The following is an 18,849-nucleotide window of genomic DNA, read 5'->3' as shown; positions in this document are numbered from 1 at the left end:
CTAGTATCAGCTGACAAGGTAGGAGAAAAGGATTTTAAATAAATTGACTTCTGTACATCTCAAATTCAGCTTTCTTCACTCAATAACCGGTTTTCTCCTTGGATTTTTTGTATTTCGGTAATGTCTTGTGTAACTTCTAAACAACCTAGGTAATCATTTGTTTCGGTATCGTAAATGGCAAAATAACGGATATAAATCATTTTTCCATGCATGTTGATCCAGAAATCAGCTTCAGTTCTTTCTCCGCTTCTAAAATCATCAAGGATCTTTTGAACCATATGCATGCTCTTATGCGGATGACAATTGATAACTTCGCGCCCAATGACGGAATTTGTGCGTGGAAAAACCCGATTCTTTCCTTCAGAGTAGAAGCATACGCGATCGTCTTTATCGACAAAAGTTAAGTCAACAGGCAAAACGCCAAAAATAGCGGTTAATTCTTTTAGTTGCAGGACACCAGTTGGCAAAACAATTTCGCCTTCGCTTAATGGGCTGTCTCGCCAATTGTACTGTTCTGTTTGAGCAGTAGACATAGGCAATTCTAGTTCTGCAGCAATCGTTTCTGTCATCGCCGCTGCTTTTTTTGCAGCTTCTGAACGGTCTACTTGCTGTTCCTTTTCTTGTTTCAAAGCTTCTTTACTTGGTTTCCATGTAAGAGGCTGAGGGATAAAAGCAAAGCCGATATCCAAACTATCTTCAGCAATTCTTTGCCAATCCGTTAGAGTAAAGACATCTAAAATCATCGGAATTAATATTTCTTCTTCTTTAAAAATCATTTCTTCGACTTCCATCATAACGTGTTCGATTTTATCTCGCAAAGGATTAATAGCAAACAGTTTGCTGTTTAAATAAGCATTTACATCTTTGATCGCTGCACGAATGTCATCGTCGACACCCCACATGACTTTTGGCGGCGCAGTAATACCGTACCGCTCCATATAAGAGAAAATCAGCGTTTCTTTTCGGGCATAATGTTTATCGATTTGCATTAAATCTAGTAAAGCGTTTTGCAAACGTTCTTTTTGAGAAAAGTCTCCGCCAGAAAAACGGTCAAACGTCCCTTTGATTTCATCCTCTAAGAGCGAGCGAATCACTCTATTTTCTAACTTTAAAGTATGAACGGGATGTCCAGGGAGTTCGTGTTCATAATTTGAGCGGTGGATATCTCTGATGGAACCTTTGAAAACGGCCGCATGAACATTGCATAAATGTTGAATTTCAGAAGGATCTAAGCCGCTGGCAATCAATTCTCTTTCTGCTGCCGTGATCTCGCTGACGTCCACACCATCGAAGGATTCGTCGAAAAGGCGCTTTGCTTCTTCAAACTCGCCGCCTTCGTGAAGCAATGTTAATATTTCGACAATCTTTTTTTGACGGTGAACAGTATTGTTTTCCAAAAAAATCACTCCTTAATAGTAAAGCCTAATTGTTCCAATTGATCAATAATCGTGTAGAGATCAATTTTTTTCATTTTTGCTCCTTTTGGGATAGTCATGTATTTTCCAACAGTGGTTAACATAGCAGGGTTCTGAATATCTTTTAAACCTAAATCAAATAGAACGGTTTGAATTTCGGGGTAAGCTGTGACCAATTCGTACACAGAAGAACTTAAGTTGATTTCTTTCATATCAATTGCTCCATTCCTGAAAAGATAAAATTAGATTGTTAACTATATCACATACTATACAACATAAAAACTAGAAGAACAAGATAAACTAACCTTTGTTTAAGTTCGCTATTTGCCAAATTTCTTATTTTGCTTAATAATGCCTGCGTTTTCCTTGAACGTTGGAAAAATAAACTTTTACGTAAATCCGACTGTGGTAGATGACTTATAGTATTGAATTCAGGAAATGATTGAATAGTGTTGAACAATATCGATATGGATCAGGAACTGCTAAAGTTAGAAAAGAATCTATCTAGCTTTTAAATACTAAAAGAATAAAGGCTCAGCTTTTATGTTTTTTATAAAAAAAGCATAATAGTTCAATTGCAAACATTTGCGAAAGAAATAGACATGAGAGACTTTACTCACTAGTGTCTATAAGTGTAAGAAATTATAAATTGTCTTAGTTTCTTTTTGGTGTGAAATCCTTTGTCTCTTCTCAGTTTCTGATCATATTGCATTGGCTTTTTATAAATGACACCGTTGGAAATGCGTCTATTACAGAAGCTGTCTGTATGTGTAAAATAGTTCTCGAGAGTTAATAATTTTACTAGCAAAAAGAAAGAAGGCGTTCTATCATAAATGTATGCTTGACCGGCAAATACATAAATGAAAGAGGCCTTCTTATGAATAAGATTATATCAAAGGTTTACCAAATAATAAAGGATTCAAGTAACTTAATAGAGACAGAAGAAGCTATTCAAGTTTATATGTATGAAGTATTTTCTGAATTAGTAGGAGATGTCTTCACTCATATCAATCAGGTGATCAAAGAGGAGAAACAACTTGAAGGTTGGAAAGTGAAACGAGAAGATTGGAAAACGGTCCAATTTATTTTCGGTCCCGTTCGGTACTATCGTACCTTAATGGTAGATCACACGGATCAGAATCATTATCCACTAGATGAGTGGTTAGGCATTCGAAAATATCAGCGTCATAGTCCATTAGTAGAAGTAAAAGTGGCTGAGTTGGCGAGTAAAGCTACTTATCGAGATACTGCAACTATTCTAAATGAATGGACGGCTGTCACGATCAGCCACCAAACAGTTGGCAGTCTTCTTAAACGCGTTGGATCAGCACAAGCACGTGAAGATGAAGAAAGCGTATTGGAGCTAGAAGAAGCAGCTGAATTGCCTGAAGGAAAAAAAGTGGACTATTTCTATGCCGAGGCTGATGGAGTTTTTGTTCGTGGAACAGAAAAGAAAAAAAGCTTAGAAGTTCGTCATGCCATTCTTTACGAAGGCTGGAATAAAAACGGAGAACGCGTTTCCTTAAAGGAACCTAAAGCCATTATGACGACTAAAAAAACCGCTGGTTTTTGGGCAGAGGTCCAAGCCTTTACAGCGAATCATTATGCCTTACAACAAGCCCAAGTCATTACCAATAGTGACGGTGGACAAGGCTATACTGCAGATAGATTCCAAGAAGCTTTTTCTCAATCGAATTATCCCGTTTTCAATCAGCTAGACTCTTATCATGTCTTTCAAGGGTTAAATCGTGCATTTGGTGTGAAAACGACTGTCTTTAAACAACAGGTCAAGCAAGCGATAAAAACACACGATTTAGATGATTTAACTATTTGGTTAGATACGTATGAAAGTACGTTAGACGAAACTTCAGCAGTGGAAAAACTGAATACATTTAGAACCTATGTCTTACGGAATTGGGATCGGATTTTCGATTGGCGCGAAAAAGTAGAACAAGCACCAGAGGATGCAAGAGGTTTAGGCGCAATGGAATCGAATCAACGACACATCTCTTTTCGCATGAAAAAGCGTGGGATGCATTGGAGCGCAGAAGGTTGCGAAGCTATGGTAAAGGTAAAACAAGGGATGTTCAATCACACCTTGCGTGAAGCCTACCTTCATCAACAAAATAGAAGTGCGAGACAACAGCGCAAGCTGAACCAAACGGTTCGTTTATCGTCGTTATTGCATGAGAAAACACGGCAGTCAGTCGGGGCAAAGAATGGGACCATTCCCTTGTATGCCTCTCGTTCATCGGCAATAGGACAATTAATTAAAAGTTTTCGTTAATTCCTGTCTTTTGGGAGAAGGTTCCTGGTTTTAGGAACGTTCTTCCAAAAGATGGGCCAGCAAGCGGCGGAGCCGTGCGGTAGCTGATGGGTGTACAAAAATAGAGTGCCTAAACTAGTGAAGGAATAGGACACTCGAGAAAAACTTGACACAAACAAGCTGTCTCATTTGTTTGTCTCATCAATAGGAATAAGGTACACTTAAAGAAATAGAATTCCAATTTAACGAATAAGCAAAAAGAAAAGAGGCGGCGTTAAGAATGAACACTTTTCCTCAAGCATCCTCTATTAACGAGATCAGAGAATTTATTAATAAAAACCCATTGGCATTTGTATACATTTCAAGAGAGAATTGCGGCGTTTGTCATGCCGTTCAACCTCAGGTTCAAGAGATGTTAGCAGAATTTCCTATGATCAAACCCGTTCAAATAAATGCAGATAAAGTCCCAGAAGTCGCAAGTGAGTTCACAGTATTTACTGTTCCTGCTTTGCTTTTGTTTGCTGACAATAAAGAAGTTGTCCGAGAAGCTCGTTTTGTCGTTATGGATGACCTGCACAATCAATTCCAGCGCGTCGTTGAAAATTATGAGCAACTGTAAGAAATTCGTTCTTTATTGTTAGTTATTGATCCAAGAAAAAATTTAAGTCAATTGAAGGCAACTACACTTTTTTAAAAAAGAAACAACTATCTGTTTAGCAGCTATAAAGGCAAATGAAAGAAGCAAGAGAATAAGTTAAAGAATAACCTAAGCGATAAAATTAAATTGACAAGGTAAAATAGGGCTGTTACAATGAATCTACTTTTACCAAAAAAGATTAAAAACAAGAGGAGGAAGCCGAGATGAAAAAGATGAACTGTAAAAATGTGTTGTGTTGTCTATGTTGTATGAATCGCTCATGTGAACAGTTACGATCTTTTGAATTGGCTTCTGATTTACTGACTTAACTTTTTGTGTTTTCGAGAATAGACAGCTATGGTGGTTTAGTTTACCCAGCTTTCTATGGAATGGATGAAAAGGGTTTCAGTTTAAAAACCAGCTGGATTTAAAGAGAGATTTTCTGTGTGCATGAGTCTATACTCATGCACTTTTTTTTGTACCTTTTTTTAAGATAAGGAGAGGAGTTAAGAGATGTTAGTCAGAAAAATCACAGATTTAATAGGCAATACACCCTTGTTAGAAATCCAGGGATTTGACCTACCGGAAAACACGAAAATATTTGCTAAGTTAGAAATGCTTAATCCAGGCGGCAGCGTTAAAGACCGATTGGGAATAAAATTATTGAAAAGCGCCGTCGATGAAGGATTGATCAATAGTGAAACCATTATTATTGAACCGACTGCTGGAAATACTGGAATAGGGCTAGCTTTAGCAGCACAAAAATACAATTTGAAAGTAATTTTTATTGTTCCAGAAAAATTTAGTCAAGAAAAACAAATATTGATGAAAGCTCTAGGAGCAACAATAGTTCATACTCCTAATAATCAAGGAATGCTAGGAGCCATTAAGAAAGCTGAAGAACTAGCCGCTGAACTGGAACACAGTTATCTTCCTTCTCAATTCGAGAATCCAATGAATCCTTTAGCTTATTATGAAACTCTGGGCCCGGAACTTATTTTTGATTTAGGTTCAAAGCGAATTGATGTATTTATTGCCGGTGCAGGCAGCGGAGGGACCTTTTCTGGCACTGCACGCTATTTAAAAGAACACTATTCAGAAACTGTAGCTTGTGTTGTTGAGCCAGAAGGATCCATATTGGGAGGAGGGCAGGCACACAGTCATAAAACGGAAGGAATAGGAATGGAATTTATTCCGGATTTTATGGACCAAAAATTGATTGATAAAATTTACACGATTTCAGATGAAGAAGCCTTTTACTACGTAAGAAAGCTTGCCGAATCAAATGGAGTGTTTGTTGGAAGTTCAAGTGGAGCAGCGTTTGCTGCTTGCCTGAAAGAAGCCCAAGAGTTGCCGGCTGGGAGCACTATCGTAACGGTTTTTCCCGATAGCAGCGAACGCTATATGAGTAAAAATATTTATCAAGAAGGAGTGTCTAATAAATGAAAATGAAGACAAAATTAATTCATGGGGGCATTAGCCATGACGAAGCAACGGGATCACTTAATGTGCCCATTCACCAAACCTCTACTTATAAACAAGAAAAAGTCGGCAAACATAAAGGCTATGAGTATTCAAGAACGGGCAATCCGACACGATTTGCTGTTGAAGAACTGATCAGCGACTTGGAAGAAGGTGTGAGAGGTTTTGCATTTGCTTCAGGTTCAGCCGGAATACACACTGTTTTCTCTCTTTTTTCAGAAGGAGACCATATTATCGTTGGAGATGACGTTTACGGAGGAACGTATCGGTTGATCAATGCCGTTTTAATTCGTCTGGGATTAGAATTTACAACTGTTGATACCAGTAATGCTGCTCTTATTGAATCCGCTATTCGTCCAGAAACAAAAGCTGTATTTTTGGAAACACCCACCAACCCATTGCTAAAGACTACCGATATCCAGGCGGTGGCAGCTATCGCTAAAAAGCATGATGCTTTAGCAATTGTCGACAATACGTTTGCGACTCCTTATTACCAACGTCCGCTTACTTTAGGAGCAGATATTGTGGTTCACAGTGCTTCGAAATATCTAGGTGGGCACAGTGATCTTGTTGCTGGTTTGGTTACTACCAACAATGAAGCAGTAGCGGATGAAATTGGCTTTCTGCAAAATGCTATTGGGGGGATTTTAGGACCGCAAGATAGTTTTATCTTGCAACGGGGTATTAAAACATTAGGCGTTCGTATGGAAGAACACGAAAAAAATGCACAAGCCATTGTCGAGTATCTGAACAACCATTCAGGAATCGAAAAAGTATATTATCCAGGTCTAGCAACACATGCCGGACACGCTATTGCCAAGCAACAAGCGAGTGGTTTCGGCGGTATGGTTTCTTTTGAATTAAAAGCGGGCTATCCTGTTGAAAAATTTGTAGAAAAACTTGAAGTTATTACCCTTGCAGAAAGCCTTGGAGCAGTTGAGAGTTTGATAGAGATCCCAGCTTTGATGACTCATGGCTCTATTCCAAAAGCAGTCCGCTTAGCATCAGGTATTAAAGATGAATTGATTCGTTTATCCGTTGGGCTGGAAGATAAGGAAGATTTAATTGCTGATTTGGAACAAGCTTTAGCGGCTATGGATTAAGGAAGGCGGAGTTGGTTTATGGGAAGAGAATTTTTAGAAATTTTTTCAGACTGGTCAGAAGATTATGATGAGTTTGTTGAAGGAAAAGACCCAGAGTACCAGGAAGTCTTTAAAAATTATGATAGGATATTAAATGAGCTTGTTTCAAGAAGCGGGAACAGCATCATAGAGTTTGGAATCGGTACAGGAAATTTAACGCTCAAATTGCTAGCAGCAGGAAAAACGGTTTTTCCCATTGAGCCTTCTAGGGAAATGCGGGAAGCAGCTCAAAAAAAACTGCCAACCGAACTTGAAATTATAGATGGCGATTTGCAGAAGTATCCAAAACCTGACAGAGCAATAGATACAATGGTTAGTTCCTATGTCTTCCATCATTTGACAGATAAAGAAAAGGCTCTAGTACTAAAGGATTACGCTCTCCGATTGGAAGAGAATGGAAAAGTCGTTTTTGCTGATACGATGTTTAAATCCAAAGCAGCATTTTTTCAAAAGCTTAACGAAGCCAAGAAACAGAACTTTTATCGATTAGCTGAAGATTTGGAGCGTGAGTATTATCCTATTGTTTCGACGGTGGAGCAGCTTTTTGAAGAAGCCGGTTTTGATGTGGATGTTCAGCAAATGAATGATTACGTCTGGATAGTGACTGGAACCAAAAAATAAAGGAGATGTTTAGGATATGACAAAAAAAATGAATGTAGAGAGTTTTAATTTAGATCATACAAAAGTAAAAGCCCCTTATGTACGTCTTGCGGGAGAAAAAGAAGGTCGTAACGGTGATTTGATTTTAAAATATGATGTGCGATTCACACAACCAAATGTAGAGCACATGGATATGATGTGTGTTCATTCGTTGGAGCATTTGACAGCTGAACTGATTCGAAACCATGCCGACTATGTCGTTGATTTCGGTCCGATGGGGTGCCAAACAGGTTTTTATTTAACGGTGATCAACCACAATAATTACGATGAAATTTTAAATGTAATCGAAAAGACGATGCAAGATGTGCTTATAGCTACTGAAGTACCAGCTAGCAACCCAAAGCAATGTGGTTGGGCTGCAAATCATACGTTAGAAGGAGCACAGCAGTTGGCAAGAGAGTTTTTGTCTAAAAGAGATGAATGGAGTAACGTGTTTTCCATTGGCTAATATAAAAAGCAACGAATGAAACAGTCATTTTGTTGTGAGACATAAAACCGGTTTTTTAATAGTTGTATCAAAGATAGACATAAAGATTACCGTTAAAACCACAAAACTTTTTTCCAATTACCTTCTACTGCTTCCCTCAATGCGGCGTATTCTTCAGTGTTGGACATAGCAGAATTTTTAAAAAAATCCGGCAGAGCAGCTGAAGTATGCTAAACTAAAGCTAGATTATATTGCAGAAGAGGGGAAACAGCGTGAAGCAACCAAGAATTTTAGTCATCCAAGATATCTCAGCTAGTTGCCGGATCTCAATGAATGTAGCCGTCCCTATTTTGAGCTGTCTGGGAAATTGGGTCAATGTCTTGCCTACTGCCTTGCTTTCCACGCATACCGGCAAAGAGTTTGAAAAGTATACCTTTCTGGATTTAAGCGCTGAGAACTTGGCGATTCTGGAGCATTGGCGTTCATTGAATATTAAATTTGACGGCATTGTCATTGGGTATTTAGGGACTTTGCAACAAATAGAACTAATGCAAAAGGTGATCAAAGAGTTTACTACCGAAGAGGCATTGGTCGTTTTAGACCCAGTGATGGGAGACGAAGGACAATTGTATGATGGCTACACTCAGCAGCATGTGCAAGCCATGCGTGAACTTTGCAGTTATGCGGATGTCTTGATACCTAACATCACGGAAGCGTGCCTGTTGACGGGACGACCGTATCTAACAAAGCCTCATCAAAAAGGCGAAGTGGAAGAGTTGGTCAAACAACTGCAGCAGTTAACAGACAAAGAAATTATTTTATCTGGTGTGATGCTGAATGAAGCAAGCGTTGGAGCAGCCATCGTTTCAAAAACGAATGCAGTCAAGATCCAGTATACATTTGCACCAGTTTACCCGGGACATTTTGATGGTACGGGAGATTTGTTCACCAGTACGGTCGCGGGCTTCTTGTTTCAACAGCAATCATTGCTGCGTGCTGCTCAAGTAGCGGTAAACTATGTATCTAAAGTTGTTGAACAGACGATCCAAGAGGGAATTGATCCGTTATATGGAGTGGTTTTCGAAAAAGAGTTGTTTTATTTGATGCAGCAGTTGAGAGAAGGAACAGATTAAACTTAAAACCCCAGCAATTCCCGAAAAAATTCTCGGAAGTTGCTAGGGTTTTAAGATTTTTTTGTTTAAATTAACCAATCACCAAGTACTATTTTGCAGCGGTTAATTCAATGATTTTCATGACCACATCAGCGGCTTTTTCCATGCCTTCCAATGTAACGAATTCGTATTTGCCATGCAAGTTTTCAGACCCGGTAAAGATATTAGGCGTTGGCAAGCCTTTGTAGGTGATAATCGATCCATCTGTTCCGCCGCGAAAAGGTTTCACGTCCGGCTCAATGCCTAATTCTCGATAAGCTTCTAAAGCCAAATCAACACTGTACATATCTTTTTCAATAATATCACGCATGTTGTAGTACTGGTCATACAGTTTCAAACTCAAACGTGGTTGATCAAAGGTGCTGTTGAACTGATCGACCAATTCCTTGAAGTGACGCTTCCGATTTTCAAATAGTCTTTTATCATGATCACGGATGATGTAAGTAGCTTTGACTTCGTCGATCGTTCCGACTTGGCTAGAGAGCATGTAGAATCCTTCATAACCTTCCGTTTTTTCAGGAACTTCTTCTTGCGGCAAAGCAGTCGCAAATTGTGCTGCTAACAGCAAAGCATTGACCATACTGTCTTTTGCTGAACCGGGGTGAACGCTCGTACCTTTAAACGTTATCTCCGCTTGCGCAGCATTGAATGTTTCATACTCGAATTTTCCAACGATACCGCTGTCCAGTGTATAAGCGAAATCAGCATTGAAATGTTCTACGTCAAACAAGAGAGCGCCTGTACCAATTTCTTCATCCGGTCCAAAAGCTAAGCGGATTTTGCCATGCGGCCGTTCAGGGTGTTTAGTGTATTCTTCCATAGCGGAAACAATGGAAGCCATTCCGGCTTTATCATCCGCACCTAATAAGGTAGTTCCATCCGTTGTGATGACGGTTTGACCAACGTAATTCTTTAATTGCGGAAATTCTGCCACAGTCATTGTGATCGCCAGTTCTTCATTCAGCAAAATATCCTTGCCGTCATAGTTTCTATGCACTTGTGGTTGGATGTTTTCAGCAGCGTAATCAGCTGTATCGATGTGGGCAAGAAAACCAATGACGGGAACATCTTTGTCTACATTACTTGGTAAAGTAGCGGTGACAAACCCATTGTCTTCATTGTATTCAACTTCATCCAATCCGATTTTTTTTAACTCCTCAGCTAAGTTCAAAGCAAAATCAATTTGAGAAGGAGTGGACGGAATTGTAGAACTGTGCGGATTTGATCGAGTATTTACTTTCGCGTAAGCGATGAAACGGTTTAATAGTGGTTCGTACATAATGATAGTTCCTCCTTTTATTCGGCTACATAAGCACGGCGGTAATCGTAACGGCCGCTGACGGAATGAATTTCTACATCTTTTAATTTAGGGTTGCGCAAATGAGCTTCCGCTGTATGGTACAAAGGAATCAAGCCGTATTCTTCCAACATGTTTTTTTGTGCATCGAGCATATTTTGCCAGCGGGCATTTGGATCATTAGCGTTTACCGTTTCAGCATCATTCAATAACTGATCGACCTTTTCGTTTTTGTAAGGTCCGTTATTAAATGTGGTTTCACTATTCAGGATATCAAGTAAGTTGATAGCATCGGGTAAAATGGCTCCCCAACCGCCTAAGATGATATCGAAATCACCAGATTGTCCTTTTTCAATTCGATTGTTTTTGGGTATGTTGACCAAATTTATTTTCAAGCCATCAAAGTTATTTTGCAATTCGCCTTGAATATACTGTGAAACCACTTTACTCGTTTCATCGTCATCAGCGATTAAATCAATTTCTATCTTGTCCATATTTAATTCTTCTTTAGCTGCCTCAAACAGCTCTTTAGCTTTTTCAGGATCGTAGTTTAGGAAGTCGCCGGCATCATCTGCAAAATCATTTCCGGTATCGGCATTGCTGACAAAATAATGCGGCACAAAAGCAGCAGCTGCAATCGAGCCATTGCCTAAAATAGTAGAAGCTAATTCGTTGCGATCCAAGATCAGCGAAAAAGCAGCCCTTAAATCAGCGTTAGAAAAAATAGGATTGTCCGTATAATTGAATTCTAAAAAATTGGTACGAGCTTCCGGCTCTACTACATAAGCTTCGTGGCTTGTATATTGTTTGGCTGTTTCACCTGAAAGGATAGCATCATCCAACTGCCCCGATTCAAATAAATTTAAGGCAGTAGAAACCTCTTTGATGACTTGAACCGAGATACTGTCCAAAATAATGTTATCTGCATCCCAGTATTGATCATTTTTTTCATATTTCCAAGATTGATTGGTACCGTTCCACCCGGTTAGAGTAAAAGGCCCGTTGTAAAGCGTTGTTTCACTACTGGTTCCGTAACGCTCTCCCATCTCTTCTACAAAAGCTTGGTTCTGCGGGAAAAACGGCAGAAAAGCCATTTCTCCGAGGAAGTAAGATACCGGTCCAGTCAAATGCACTTCTAATTCATGGTCACCGATAGCTTCGATACCTAGCGTTTCTGATTCCATTTCATCATTTATAATGGATTCGGCGTTGACGATGGAAGTGAACATATATGAATAAGGAGCGGCTTTGTCAGGATTGACCGCTTGTTGCCAAGCATACACAAAGTCATGCGCCGTTACCGGATCGCCATTTGACCATTTGGCATCTTCTCTTAACTTGAAATGATACGTTAAGCCATCTTCTGAGACAGTTGTTTCTTCAGCAAGCGCCGGCTCTGGTTGATTGTTTTCATCCAAACGATAAAGGCCTTCTAAATACTGACTCATAGCCGTGTTGGTTCCAATATCGGACACCAGTAAAGTATCTCCGGTAGAAAGTTCATTCAGCACACCGACTGAAATTGTTTGTTCTGCTGCATGGGTAGCTTCTTCATCAGTGGTTGAAGAGGTTGCTGACTGATTTTCTGTTCCTCCGCAAGCGGTCAAAAAAGCAGCTAACACTGTGAGAGAAAAAAGGAAGTGTTTTTTTTTGAATTTTTTCATGTTGAAGCCCCCTAAAAATAAAAGTAGCTTTATCTTAACACTATTATGTCAATAAATTAACCTTTTTATTATCTTTTTTTAATAAAAAACGGTAATACAAATAACAGAAGCTAATGTTAAAAACTTATGTCTCATTCAAAGTTAGAGAGAGAACCAGGCTTCAAGATACTTATTATTAGGCGCTATGAAAAAAAGAAAGTATACTTAGCTTACAGAGCCAAGAGGGAAATAAACTTGGTGAAGGACCATAAAGATCTTTATTTGTTCAATCTCGAAGCTGCAGCTTTTTCAACTTTCAAAAGACACTGAAGCCAATCTGCTGTTACTGGAAATACAAACTTATTGTAAGCAGTAAGAAAATTTGGGTAGTGAATCGAACAAGAGGGTCCAAGAAAGGGGAAGAGGAAATGGGCGCGATTATAGGGATAGTGTTGCTTTTATTGGCAATAGGGGTTATTGCTTTGAATATGAACCCGCTAGTACCGATCAGTTTATGGTTTACGTCAGTCACTTTGCCAGTTTGGACGGTCATCGCAGGAGCTTTAGTTTTAGGGCTTTTAATTGCTTGGCTTTTGGCACTCTCAAAAGGAACTAAGAATAGAGAAAAAAAGAAAGAACAAGAAGATAAACTAAGAGTTGCAGACCTATCAAAAAAAGAAGCGGTCGATCAAGCTAAACAAGACTCTGAAGCACAGCTGATACAAAAAAATGCTGAAATTGAAGGATTAAAAAAACAAGTCAGCAGTCTTGAAGAAGAAATGAATAAACATCTAGCGACTACAGACATACAAAGCGAGCAGAAAACTTCAACCACAAAACTTGCAGAAGCTGATGTTGATCAACAAGAGTTAAAAAGCGAAAACGTAACCGATAGTATCCGGATAGAGCCTGATACAAAACAAACAAGAACGAGTAAGAATAAGAGATAATGTACGATGATCAATCTATAAAAGCTAAAGACCAGTGGAAGTTTGTCTCACTGGTCTTTAGCTTTTTAGGTATTTAAAGTACATATTTTAATTCTTTATTACTTTTTTCCCAAGGCTTTTTTCTAATAAAACAGCTCCGATAGCGCCTACGATTCCTTGCACCAAATTACCTGGAATAGATGCGATGGCTCCCCCGATGCCATACATCAAGTAACTAACGATAAAGTAACCGAAAACCATGAAAAGACCTGCAGGAAGAGTCGCGAAAGCTGGTTTTTGATAACCTGTTTTTTTGAAGATCCACCCGCAAATAAATCCTTCTAACCCTTTCACAATAAAGGTGAAAGGTGCATAGTAAGCATACCCGGTCAAAATATCAGCCAGTGCGCTTCCAAAACCACCGACAAAAAAGCCCGCTTTTTTACCTAAAAACATACCAGTAAAAAGCAAAACCATGTCGCCTAAGTTAATGTAGCCATTCAGTGTTGGTATTCGGATAATCATCGTCATAATAACCGTTAAGGCCATCAATAATGCAAATAGCGTAATTTCTTTAGTTGTAATTTTTCTCATCATCTTCACCCTTTTTTTTAACAATACACTTATCATAGCGGTTTTCATTACGTTTGTCATATATTTTTTAAAAAATATTTTATAATTAAATGAATTCATGTATCAAAAGAGGGGATTCCTTCGATCAGCCGGCTTTTAAAGAGAAACTGAATTACCATTTAATGTTCTCCAGTAGTTCTTTCAATACATGTTCATTATCTGGATCAAGGCCCCAATGATGGATTTCTGCCCTTATGTCTTTTAAGGTACCAAATTCTCTAACGAAACCATTCAAACGTGCAGCAATAGTTGAATCGACAAAAGCCTTTTCGCTTGGAAAAAGAGGTAGAAGAGAGTCCATTGCTTTCGAAAAACGTTTCAAAAAATACTTTTGATGGCGATGCTCAGCACAATAAAAAACAGTGTGGGGTTGAAATTCTGTTTGGATTTCTTTTCCTAAAATTTGCTCTTGTTCGGTTTTGATTTGGTAGGCAATCCTTTTTTGCTCTTCACTATGATAGAGCAAAAGCGAAATGTATTGACGTTCCTTGTAAAAACGGTCTTTTGCTGCATCATGATTTTGCCAAAAAACCGTTAAAATTTCTTCATAAGAAAGGATTTCAGGATCAAATTCTATTTCAAGAGTTTCTGTATGGTCTCCAATCGTTCGATAAGTTGGATCAGTTGTCGTGCCGCCAGCATAGCCGACGCGTGTTCGGATAACACCAGGCAGTTGGCCAAAGCGGCTGTCTGGTCCCCAAAAACAACCCATGCCCAAAGTTGCTCGTTCGATCCTAGCAGCTTGTCTGTTTAGTTCAGTCATATCTATTCTCCTTTGGGTTTTATTTAAATGATTCCACTAGTGGTGCAAAAAAGCAGACTGATTTCTCTGCGAAAAATAAAAAATCCTCTCTAATGGATGATTCAAGACCACTCTAAAGGCCTGGATCTATAGACAAGCATCATTTAAAATGTCTTTTTGTAAACAAATTGAACCAGCAGTTGATCATCTGTGCTTTTCGGCTGAGGCCGAAAAACTCCGATTATGCAGCATCATTTTTAATGTACCACTAGTTAAACGACCCCTATCGTTTATTCAGCATAACAGAAAAAAATCAAGTCGTCAGCTCATTGACTTGGAAGGGTTTACTTTGTATACTGTGCTTATTAAAGGCTTCGGTTCAGTCGTTATAAAAGAGCTGATAAGCAGAGTATCTATTAGAAACGCAAACGAAATAAGCAGCAGTTCACACAAAAACTAATAAAGGATGGAATCCATTATGAAAATAGAACACTTGGCTCTATGGGTAAAAGATTTGGGAGCAGCAAAAATATTTTATGAAACTTATTTTGAAGCACAATCAAATGAGTTGTATCATAATCCTATAAAAAAATTTAAGTCTTATTTCCTTACGTTTAAAGAAGGGGCTCGTTTAGAAATCATGGAGCGGGAAGACGTGAACCAACAGTCATCAACAGAAATTTTAGGCTGGGCACATATCGCTTTTTCTGTCGGAAGCAAAGAAAAAGTAGATGAATTGACCAATAAGCTAATCAGCGATGGTTATACATGTACAAGCCAACCACGACTGACAGGCGACGGTTATTATGAGAGCGTAATAGAAGATCCAGAAAAAAATCTGATTGAAATAACGGTTTAATAATTTTCGAAACAGGTGCAGTCTTCAAGCAAGATGGCCTAAAGACTGAGACAATATCAGTAAAAACTAATTCAACCTTGCATAACAACAAAAGAATCATATCACTCCAGTATTCTAGGAGGGTATGATTCTTTTATTTGAACCGATTTTGTGGAATTTATCTGTTATTTTCTGCGTCTTAATGAGCCGAGGCTTTCGGATGCGGCAGCAAAAACAGCAAAGAGTATACCGACAATCGGAAAGATGATCCAAGCTGTTCCCCAAGTGTTAAAAAGGAAGCCGGATATAACGTAAACTGCCGCAGCAAGAGGAAAAACAATACTTGCTACAGTATCAATCAATTTCTCAGCAGCCACTTTTTTAGGGGCATAGGATCCAATAGCCAACAGTTTATGATAAGTTGCATGAATAATCCCAGAAAATACGAACAGGAAAACACCCACAGCAACGAAGCTAAGCAAAAAGATAACCGACCAATAATTATCGTAGCCTAATAATACAATCGACAACAACAGAACGATAGGAGCGATAATACAAAGAACGACTCCTGAAGCAATTGCTTTGGCAAATTGCGGTTTAAAGTTTTTCAGTTCACTGTTTAATTCTGAACGAGTAGTTGAGTCAATTGAAATCGTTCGATCTGTCAGTTCATATTGCTGTTCTTTTATTCCAAAAATAACAAACAAACCAACAGCAAGTGCAATAAATAAGAATAGCGGAATGAGAGAGAAAATAATCAGCGTATCCTCCGCTGCATGATTGATGAACGGTAAAAAGCTTGAAACTTCTTGAACCAGCAGCATAATAGCAGGGGCTAGAATACAAAGGAACACTCCAGCTGCGATACCTAAACTGAATTTTGCGCGGTGAGATAAATAGTCTTCAACTTCTTCATGAGATAAGAATACGGTATGGTTATTTTCTTCATCTTGGTCATCTGTCTCCAAATTGTAAGCTTCAATGATTTCGTCAATATTGCCAAATTCAGCTAAAACCGTTCCGATAGCTTCATTCTCACTGCGATTTTCTGCTTTCAATTGATTGTATTTTTCTTCCATATTGAGCAGCATATCTTCTTTAAGTCTGAACATTTCTGGAGTTTGCGGCAAGTTTATAAAAATCGAGTCAACATAATTTACAATCGTATCCATTAGCGGTTCTCCTCCTTGATAAACTGGTCGATGATGTCTTTTGTTTCCTTCCATTCCGTTACTTTATCAAAATACGTTTGTTTGCCTAAGGGAGTGAGGGTGTAATAGGACCGTTGTTTGCCGTACGTTTCAGTACTGGAATAAGCTTGAATCAATTTTTGTTTTTCTAAACGATTAAACGCAGAATATAATGTCGTCTCTTTCATCACATAAGCTCCGCCGGTTATTTCTTTAATGGTATTTGAGATTTGATAACCATAAGAATCCCCTTTCATTAAAATGGACAAAATAATTAAACTATTAAAGCCGCGCATGACATCACTTGATATCAAATTTATCCCCTCTTTTACTTCATCTATCGTAGTAATTAAAGTATACTCTATTTACTACGACAGGTAAAGTAAAATGACCAGCAGAAAACTATAAAAAAGAAAACAACAGCCAACAGAAAAGGAAATCCGATTCTTGATTAGGCTGTTGTTTATTTCTGGATGGAAAGCTTGATGTTTACAGTAATTTTTTTCCGCAATGAGGACAATACTGGATGGAGTTTGGTTCCTGCACAGTGGTAAGCTGCTCAACAAATCCAGCAGACAAAATACCAGTGGGAATAGCAACCATTCCTACTCCTAAAAAAGTAATAACAATGCCAAATAATTTTCCGGCTAAAGTGATCGGATAGATATCTCCATATCCAACTGTCAGCAATGAAGAGGCAGCCCACCAAAAGCCTGAAAAAGCGTTAGTGAATACATCCGGCTGGGCTGCATGTTCAAAGTTATACATCACTAATGAAGCAGCGGTCATTAAAACAAAAATAATAAAAACAGATGAAATCAATTGTTGTTTTTTATTTTTAAGGACATCTGTAATGACATTGAGCGAATCATAGTATTGGTTGATTCGAAATAGTCGTAAAATTCGGACGACTCGGAATATCCGAAAGGCTACAGCGCCATCGGGGAAAAAGAACGGCAGGTAAAAAGGGAAAAAAGATAAAAAATCAACAAGACCTGTAAAAGAAAAGGCATACTTGAAGATAGCTCTGCTTTTTGAAGTATTTGGATAAAGATAGTTAGCCGTCCATATTCTTAGTCCATACTCAATGGTAAACAGTATAACCGTTGCCATTTCAACCGTATGAATGATACCAGCATAATCTATGGAACTATCGAAAGTAGAATAAATAGTGAGGACTAAGTTTGCTAAAATGGCTGTAACGATCGTAAAATCAAATATTCTGCTTAAAATATCCGTATCGCGCCCAATTTGAATAATTTCAAAAATCCTTTTTTTCTTCATCTTCAATTACCTCGTTTTCACTGATTTTATTAAAAACATACGTCAAGCTTTATTATAATTCGTCTGCTAGTGATTATGCTATATATAAACGGTTTTTTATAGAAAATAGAATAATTAAGTAAAAATAGATACCTTACTATTCTAACCATCTTTAGAATAGCAGGGTATCTATTGGTTTACAGTGGTTCTATCATTTTTGGTGTTGGTAAGTGAAATGATTGGATTCTACAACCTTGAAATCCCAACCTTCAGAGACGCTAACACGATTTGACAAAGAGCCGTTATAGTTCATCGGCCGACAGTCCAACCGCCGTCAATTTTTATTTCTGCGCCTTGTATATAATCGGATTCATCGGAAGCTAAAAACAAAGCCAATGCTGCGACTTCCTCTGGTTTACCAGCACGTTCAGCAGGAATGTCTTTTAGTCTAGGGTCATCAATGCCTTCAGTCATTTCAGTATCAATAAAGCCGGGAGCAATTAAATTAGCTTTAATGCCTTTTCTGCCAAAATCATACGTTAATTGCTTTGTAAAACCGACAATGGCGTGTTTTGAAGTCACATAAGCTGCACCGCCCGCGCCTGCGACAAAACTAGATTGCGAGCCGACATTGATAATGGTTCCTTTGCCTTTATCCAACATCGTTGGCAGAGCAGCTTTAGAAAGCAGGAAAGGACCTTTTACATTAATAGCCATCAGTTTATCCCACGACTCTTCATCGGTTTCTAACGCATTGTCATAAGCATCATGGATTCCGGCACTATTAAAAAGAATATCGATCGTTCCGTATTTTTCCAGCGTTTTAGCGACACATTCTTCAACTTCTGTATGTTTTGTCATATCGGCTGAAATAAACATCGCTTCTCCGCCAGCCTCTTTGATGGCAGCAACTGCTTCTGCTCCACGTTCTTCATTTCTGCCGACGACAACGACTTTTGCACCTTCAGCAGCATACAATTTTGCTGTTGATTCCCCTATACCAGAAGTGGCTCCAGTAACAATTGCGACTTTGTCTTTTAATTTGCTCATTTTACCATGCTCCTTTTGTCGTTAATATGTTGTCCAAATTCAGTATACTAGAAATCAAGAACT

Annotated in this window: 19 protein-coding genes; 9 read left to right on the top strand and 10 right to left on the bottom strand. The window is 38.6% G+C overall.

Annotation, left to right across the window (positions count from 1 at the left end; translation table 11 throughout):
• Window positions 1–65: 65 nt before the first annotated feature.
• Both JHE06_RS10340 and JHE06_RS10335 read right to left on the bottom strand, forming a co-directional pair.
• Window positions 66–1,397: a DUF438 domain-containing protein gene (locus JHE06_RS10340; RefSeq protein ID WP_201088703.1), complete on the bottom strand. Its 1,332-nt coding sequence runs from the start codon at window positions 1,395–1,397 to the stop codon at window positions 66–68.
• 5 nt (window positions 1,398–1,402) lie between these two features.
• On the bottom strand, window positions 1,403–1,627 hold the full coding sequence (locus JHE06_RS10335) for a DUF1858 domain-containing protein (RefSeq protein ID WP_201088702.1): 225 nt from the start codon (window positions 1,625–1,627) through the stop codon (window positions 1,403–1,405).
• Window positions 1,628–2,292: 665 nt separating this feature from the next.
• On the opposite strand from JHE06_RS10335, the gene JHE06_RS10330 reads away from it, so the two are divergent.
• The 7 genes from JHE06_RS10330 (at window position 2,293) to JHE06_RS10300 (ending at window position 9,162) form a co-directional block, all read left to right on the top strand.
• Complete coding sequence (locus JHE06_RS10330) at window positions 2,293–3,702, top strand: ISLre2 family transposase (protein ID WP_201088607.1); 1,410 nt, start codon at window positions 2,293–2,295, stop codon at window positions 3,700–3,702.
• A gap of 259 nt (window positions 3,703–3,961) precedes the next feature.
• The gene (locus JHE06_RS10325; RefSeq protein ID WP_201088701.1) at window positions 3,962–4,300 is read left to right on the top strand and encodes a thioredoxin family protein; all 339 of its coding nucleotides are present in this window, start codon (window positions 3,962–3,964) and stop codon (window positions 4,298–4,300) included.
• 531 nt (window positions 4,301–4,831) lie between these two features.
• The gene (locus JHE06_RS10320) at window positions 4,832–5,764 is read left to right on the top strand and encodes a PLP-dependent cysteine synthase family protein (protein WP_058919272.1); all 933 of its coding nucleotides are present in this window, start codon (window positions 4,832–4,834) and stop codon (window positions 5,762–5,764) included.
• Complete coding sequence (locus tag JHE06_RS10315) at window positions 5,761–6,903, top strand: bifunctional cystathionine gamma-lyase/homocysteine desulfhydrase (protein ID WP_201088700.1); 1,143 nt, start codon at window positions 5,761–5,763, stop codon at window positions 6,901–6,903. The genes JHE06_RS10320 and JHE06_RS10315 overlap by 4 nt, the downstream gene beginning before the upstream one ends.
• A gap of 18 nt (window positions 6,904–6,921) precedes the next feature.
• Entirely contained in the window at window positions 6,922–7,563 is a 642-nt protein-coding gene (locus JHE06_RS10310; RefSeq protein ID WP_201088699.1) for a class I SAM-dependent methyltransferase, read from the top strand.
• Window positions 7,564–7,579: 16 nt separating this feature from the next.
• Complete coding sequence (locus JHE06_RS10305; protein ID WP_058919269.1) at window positions 7,580–8,050, top strand: S-ribosylhomocysteine lyase; 471 nt, start codon at window positions 7,580–7,582, stop codon at window positions 8,048–8,050.
• A gap of 251 nt (window positions 8,051–8,301) precedes the next feature.
• Window positions 8,302–9,162 (top strand): pyridoxamine kinase, encoded by an 861-nt coding sequence (locus JHE06_RS10300; RefSeq protein ID WP_058919268.1) that lies wholly within the window; start codon window positions 8,302–8,304, stop codon window positions 9,160–9,162.
• 88 nt (window positions 9,163–9,250) lie between these two features.
• Here JHE06_RS10300 and pepT read toward each other — a convergent pair whose 3' ends face one another.
• The gene (pepT, locus tag JHE06_RS10295; protein ID WP_201088698.1) at window positions 9,251–10,480 is read right to left on the bottom strand and encodes a peptidase T; all 1,230 of its coding nucleotides are present in this window, start codon (window positions 10,478–10,480) and stop codon (window positions 9,251–9,253) included.
• 17 nt (window positions 10,481–10,497) lie between these two features.
• Entirely contained in the window at window positions 10,498–12,162 is a 1,665-nt protein-coding gene (locus tag JHE06_RS10290; RefSeq protein ID WP_201088697.1) for a peptide ABC transporter substrate-binding protein, read from the bottom strand.
• A 407-nt stretch (window positions 12,163–12,569) separates the two neighbouring features.
• Here JHE06_RS10290 and JHE06_RS10285 point away from each other — a divergent pair, with 407 nt between their 5' ends.
• Entirely contained in the window at window positions 12,570–13,091 is a 522-nt protein-coding gene (locus JHE06_RS10285; protein WP_058919265.1) for a LapA family protein, read from the top strand.
• An 87-nt stretch (window positions 13,092–13,178) separates the two neighbouring features.
• On the opposite strand, the gene JHE06_RS10280 is transcribed toward JHE06_RS10285, so the two are convergent.
• A complete protein-coding gene (locus JHE06_RS10280) occupies window positions 13,179–13,667 on the bottom strand; it encodes an ECF transporter S component (RefSeq protein ID WP_236253506.1) in 489 nt (162 codons plus the stop codon).
• 148 nt (window positions 13,668–13,815) lie between these two features.
• A complete protein-coding gene (gene msrA, locus JHE06_RS10275; RefSeq protein ID WP_201088696.1) occupies window positions 13,816–14,466 on the bottom strand; it encodes a peptide-methionine (S)-S-oxide reductase MsrA in 651 nt (216 codons plus the stop codon).
• Window positions 14,467–14,923: 457 nt separating this feature from the next.
• Here msrA and JHE06_RS10270 point away from each other — a divergent pair, with 457 nt between their 5' ends.
• Window positions 14,924–15,304 (top strand): VOC family protein, encoded by a 381-nt coding sequence (locus JHE06_RS10270; protein WP_201088695.1) that lies wholly within the window; start codon window positions 14,924–14,926, stop codon window positions 15,302–15,304.
• 164 nt (window positions 15,305–15,468) lie between these two features.
• Here JHE06_RS10270 and JHE06_RS10265 read toward each other — a convergent pair whose 3' ends face one another.
• The 4 genes from JHE06_RS10265 to JHE06_RS10250 form a co-directional block, all read right to left on the bottom strand.
• Window positions 15,469–16,455 (bottom strand): permease prefix domain 1-containing protein, encoded by a 987-nt coding sequence (locus JHE06_RS10265; protein ID WP_058919261.1) that lies wholly within the window; start codon window positions 16,453–16,455, stop codon window positions 15,469–15,471.
• Complete coding sequence (locus JHE06_RS10260; RefSeq protein WP_201088694.1) at window positions 16,455–16,787, bottom strand: PadR family transcriptional regulator; 333 nt, start codon at window positions 16,785–16,787, stop codon at window positions 16,455–16,457. The genes JHE06_RS10265 and JHE06_RS10260 overlap by 1 nt, the downstream gene beginning before the upstream one ends.
• Before the next feature lie 175 nt (window positions 16,788–16,962).
• Window positions 16,963–17,757 carry an ion transporter gene (locus JHE06_RS10255; protein ID WP_201088693.1) on the bottom strand — a complete coding sequence of 265 codons (795 nt, stop codon included), beginning with the start codon at window positions 17,755–17,757 and terminating at the stop codon, window positions 16,963–16,965.
• A 288-nt stretch (window positions 17,758–18,045) separates the two neighbouring features.
• Complete coding sequence (locus JHE06_RS10250; protein WP_058919258.1) at window positions 18,046–18,786, bottom strand: SDR family NAD(P)-dependent oxidoreductase; 741 nt, start codon at window positions 18,784–18,786, stop codon at window positions 18,046–18,048.
• Window positions 18,787–18,849 lie beyond the last annotated feature (63 nt).

This window comes from Carnobacterium sp. CS13, assembly GCF_016653495.1.
Classification (GTDB): Bacteria; Bacillota; Bacilli; order Lactobacillales; family Carnobacteriaceae; genus Carnobacterium_A; species Carnobacterium_A antarcticum.
Note: the sequence above shows the minus strand (reverse complement) of the source record. Positions and strands in the feature narration are given on the sequence as shown.

Bases quoted from the DNA above. Each gene is read 5' to 3' on its own strand.
- JHE06_RS10335 (WP_201088702.1), bottom strand. From the start codon at position 1,627: ATGAAAGAAATCAACTTAAGTTCTTCTGTGTACGAATTGGTCACAGCT.
- JHE06_RS10330 (WP_201088607.1), top strand. From the start codon at position 2,293: ATGAATAAGATTATATCAAAGGTTTACCAAATAATAAAGGATTCAAGT.
- JHE06_RS10325 (WP_201088701.1), top strand. From the start codon at position 3,962: ATGAACACTTTTCCTCAAGCATCCTCTATTAACGAGATCAGAGAATTT.
- JHE06_RS10320 (WP_058919272.1), top strand. From the start codon at position 4,832: ATGTTAGTCAGAAAAATCACAGATTTAATAGGCAATACACCCTTGTTA.
- JHE06_RS10315 (WP_201088700.1), top strand. From the start codon at position 5,761: ATGAAAATGAAGACAAAATTAATTCATGGGGGCATTAGCCATGACGAA.
- JHE06_RS10310 (WP_201088699.1), top strand. From the start codon at position 6,922: ATGGGAAGAGAATTTTTAGAAATTTTTTCAGACTGGTCAGAAGATTAT.
- JHE06_RS10305 (WP_058919269.1), top strand. From the start codon at position 7,580: ATGACAAAAAAAATGAATGTAGAGAGTTTTAATTTAGATCATACAAAA.
- pepT (WP_201088698.1), bottom strand. From the start codon at position 10,480: ATGTACGAACCACTATTAAACCGTTTCATCGCTTACGCGAAAGTAAAT.
- JHE06_RS10290 (WP_201088697.1), bottom strand. From the start codon at position 12,162: ATGAAAAAATTCAAAAAAAAACACTTCCTTTTTTCTCTCACAGTGTTA.
- JHE06_RS10285 (WP_058919265.1), top strand. From the start codon at position 12,570: ATGGGCGCGATTATAGGGATAGTGTTGCTTTTATTGGCAATAGGGGTT.
- JHE06_RS10280 (WP_236253506.1), bottom strand. From the start codon at position 13,667: ATGATGAGAAAAATTACAACTAAAGAAATTACGCTATTTGCATTATTG.
- msrA (WP_201088696.1), bottom strand. From the start codon at position 14,466: ATGACTGAACTAAACAGACAAGCTGCTAGGATCGAACGAGCAACTTTG.
- JHE06_RS10270 (WP_201088695.1), top strand. From the start codon at position 14,924: ATGAAAATAGAACACTTGGCTCTATGGGTAAAAGATTTGGGAGCAGCA.
- JHE06_RS10265 (WP_058919261.1), bottom strand. From the start codon at position 16,455: ATGGATACGATTGTAAATTATGTTGACTCGATTTTTATAAACTTGCCG.
- JHE06_RS10255 (WP_201088693.1), bottom strand. From the start codon at position 17,757: ATGAAGAAAAAAAGGATTTTTGAAATTATTCAAATTGGGCGCGATACG.
- JHE06_RS10250 (WP_058919258.1), bottom strand. From the start codon at position 18,786: ATGAGCAAATTAAAAGACAAAGTCGCAATTGTTACTGGAGCCACTTCT.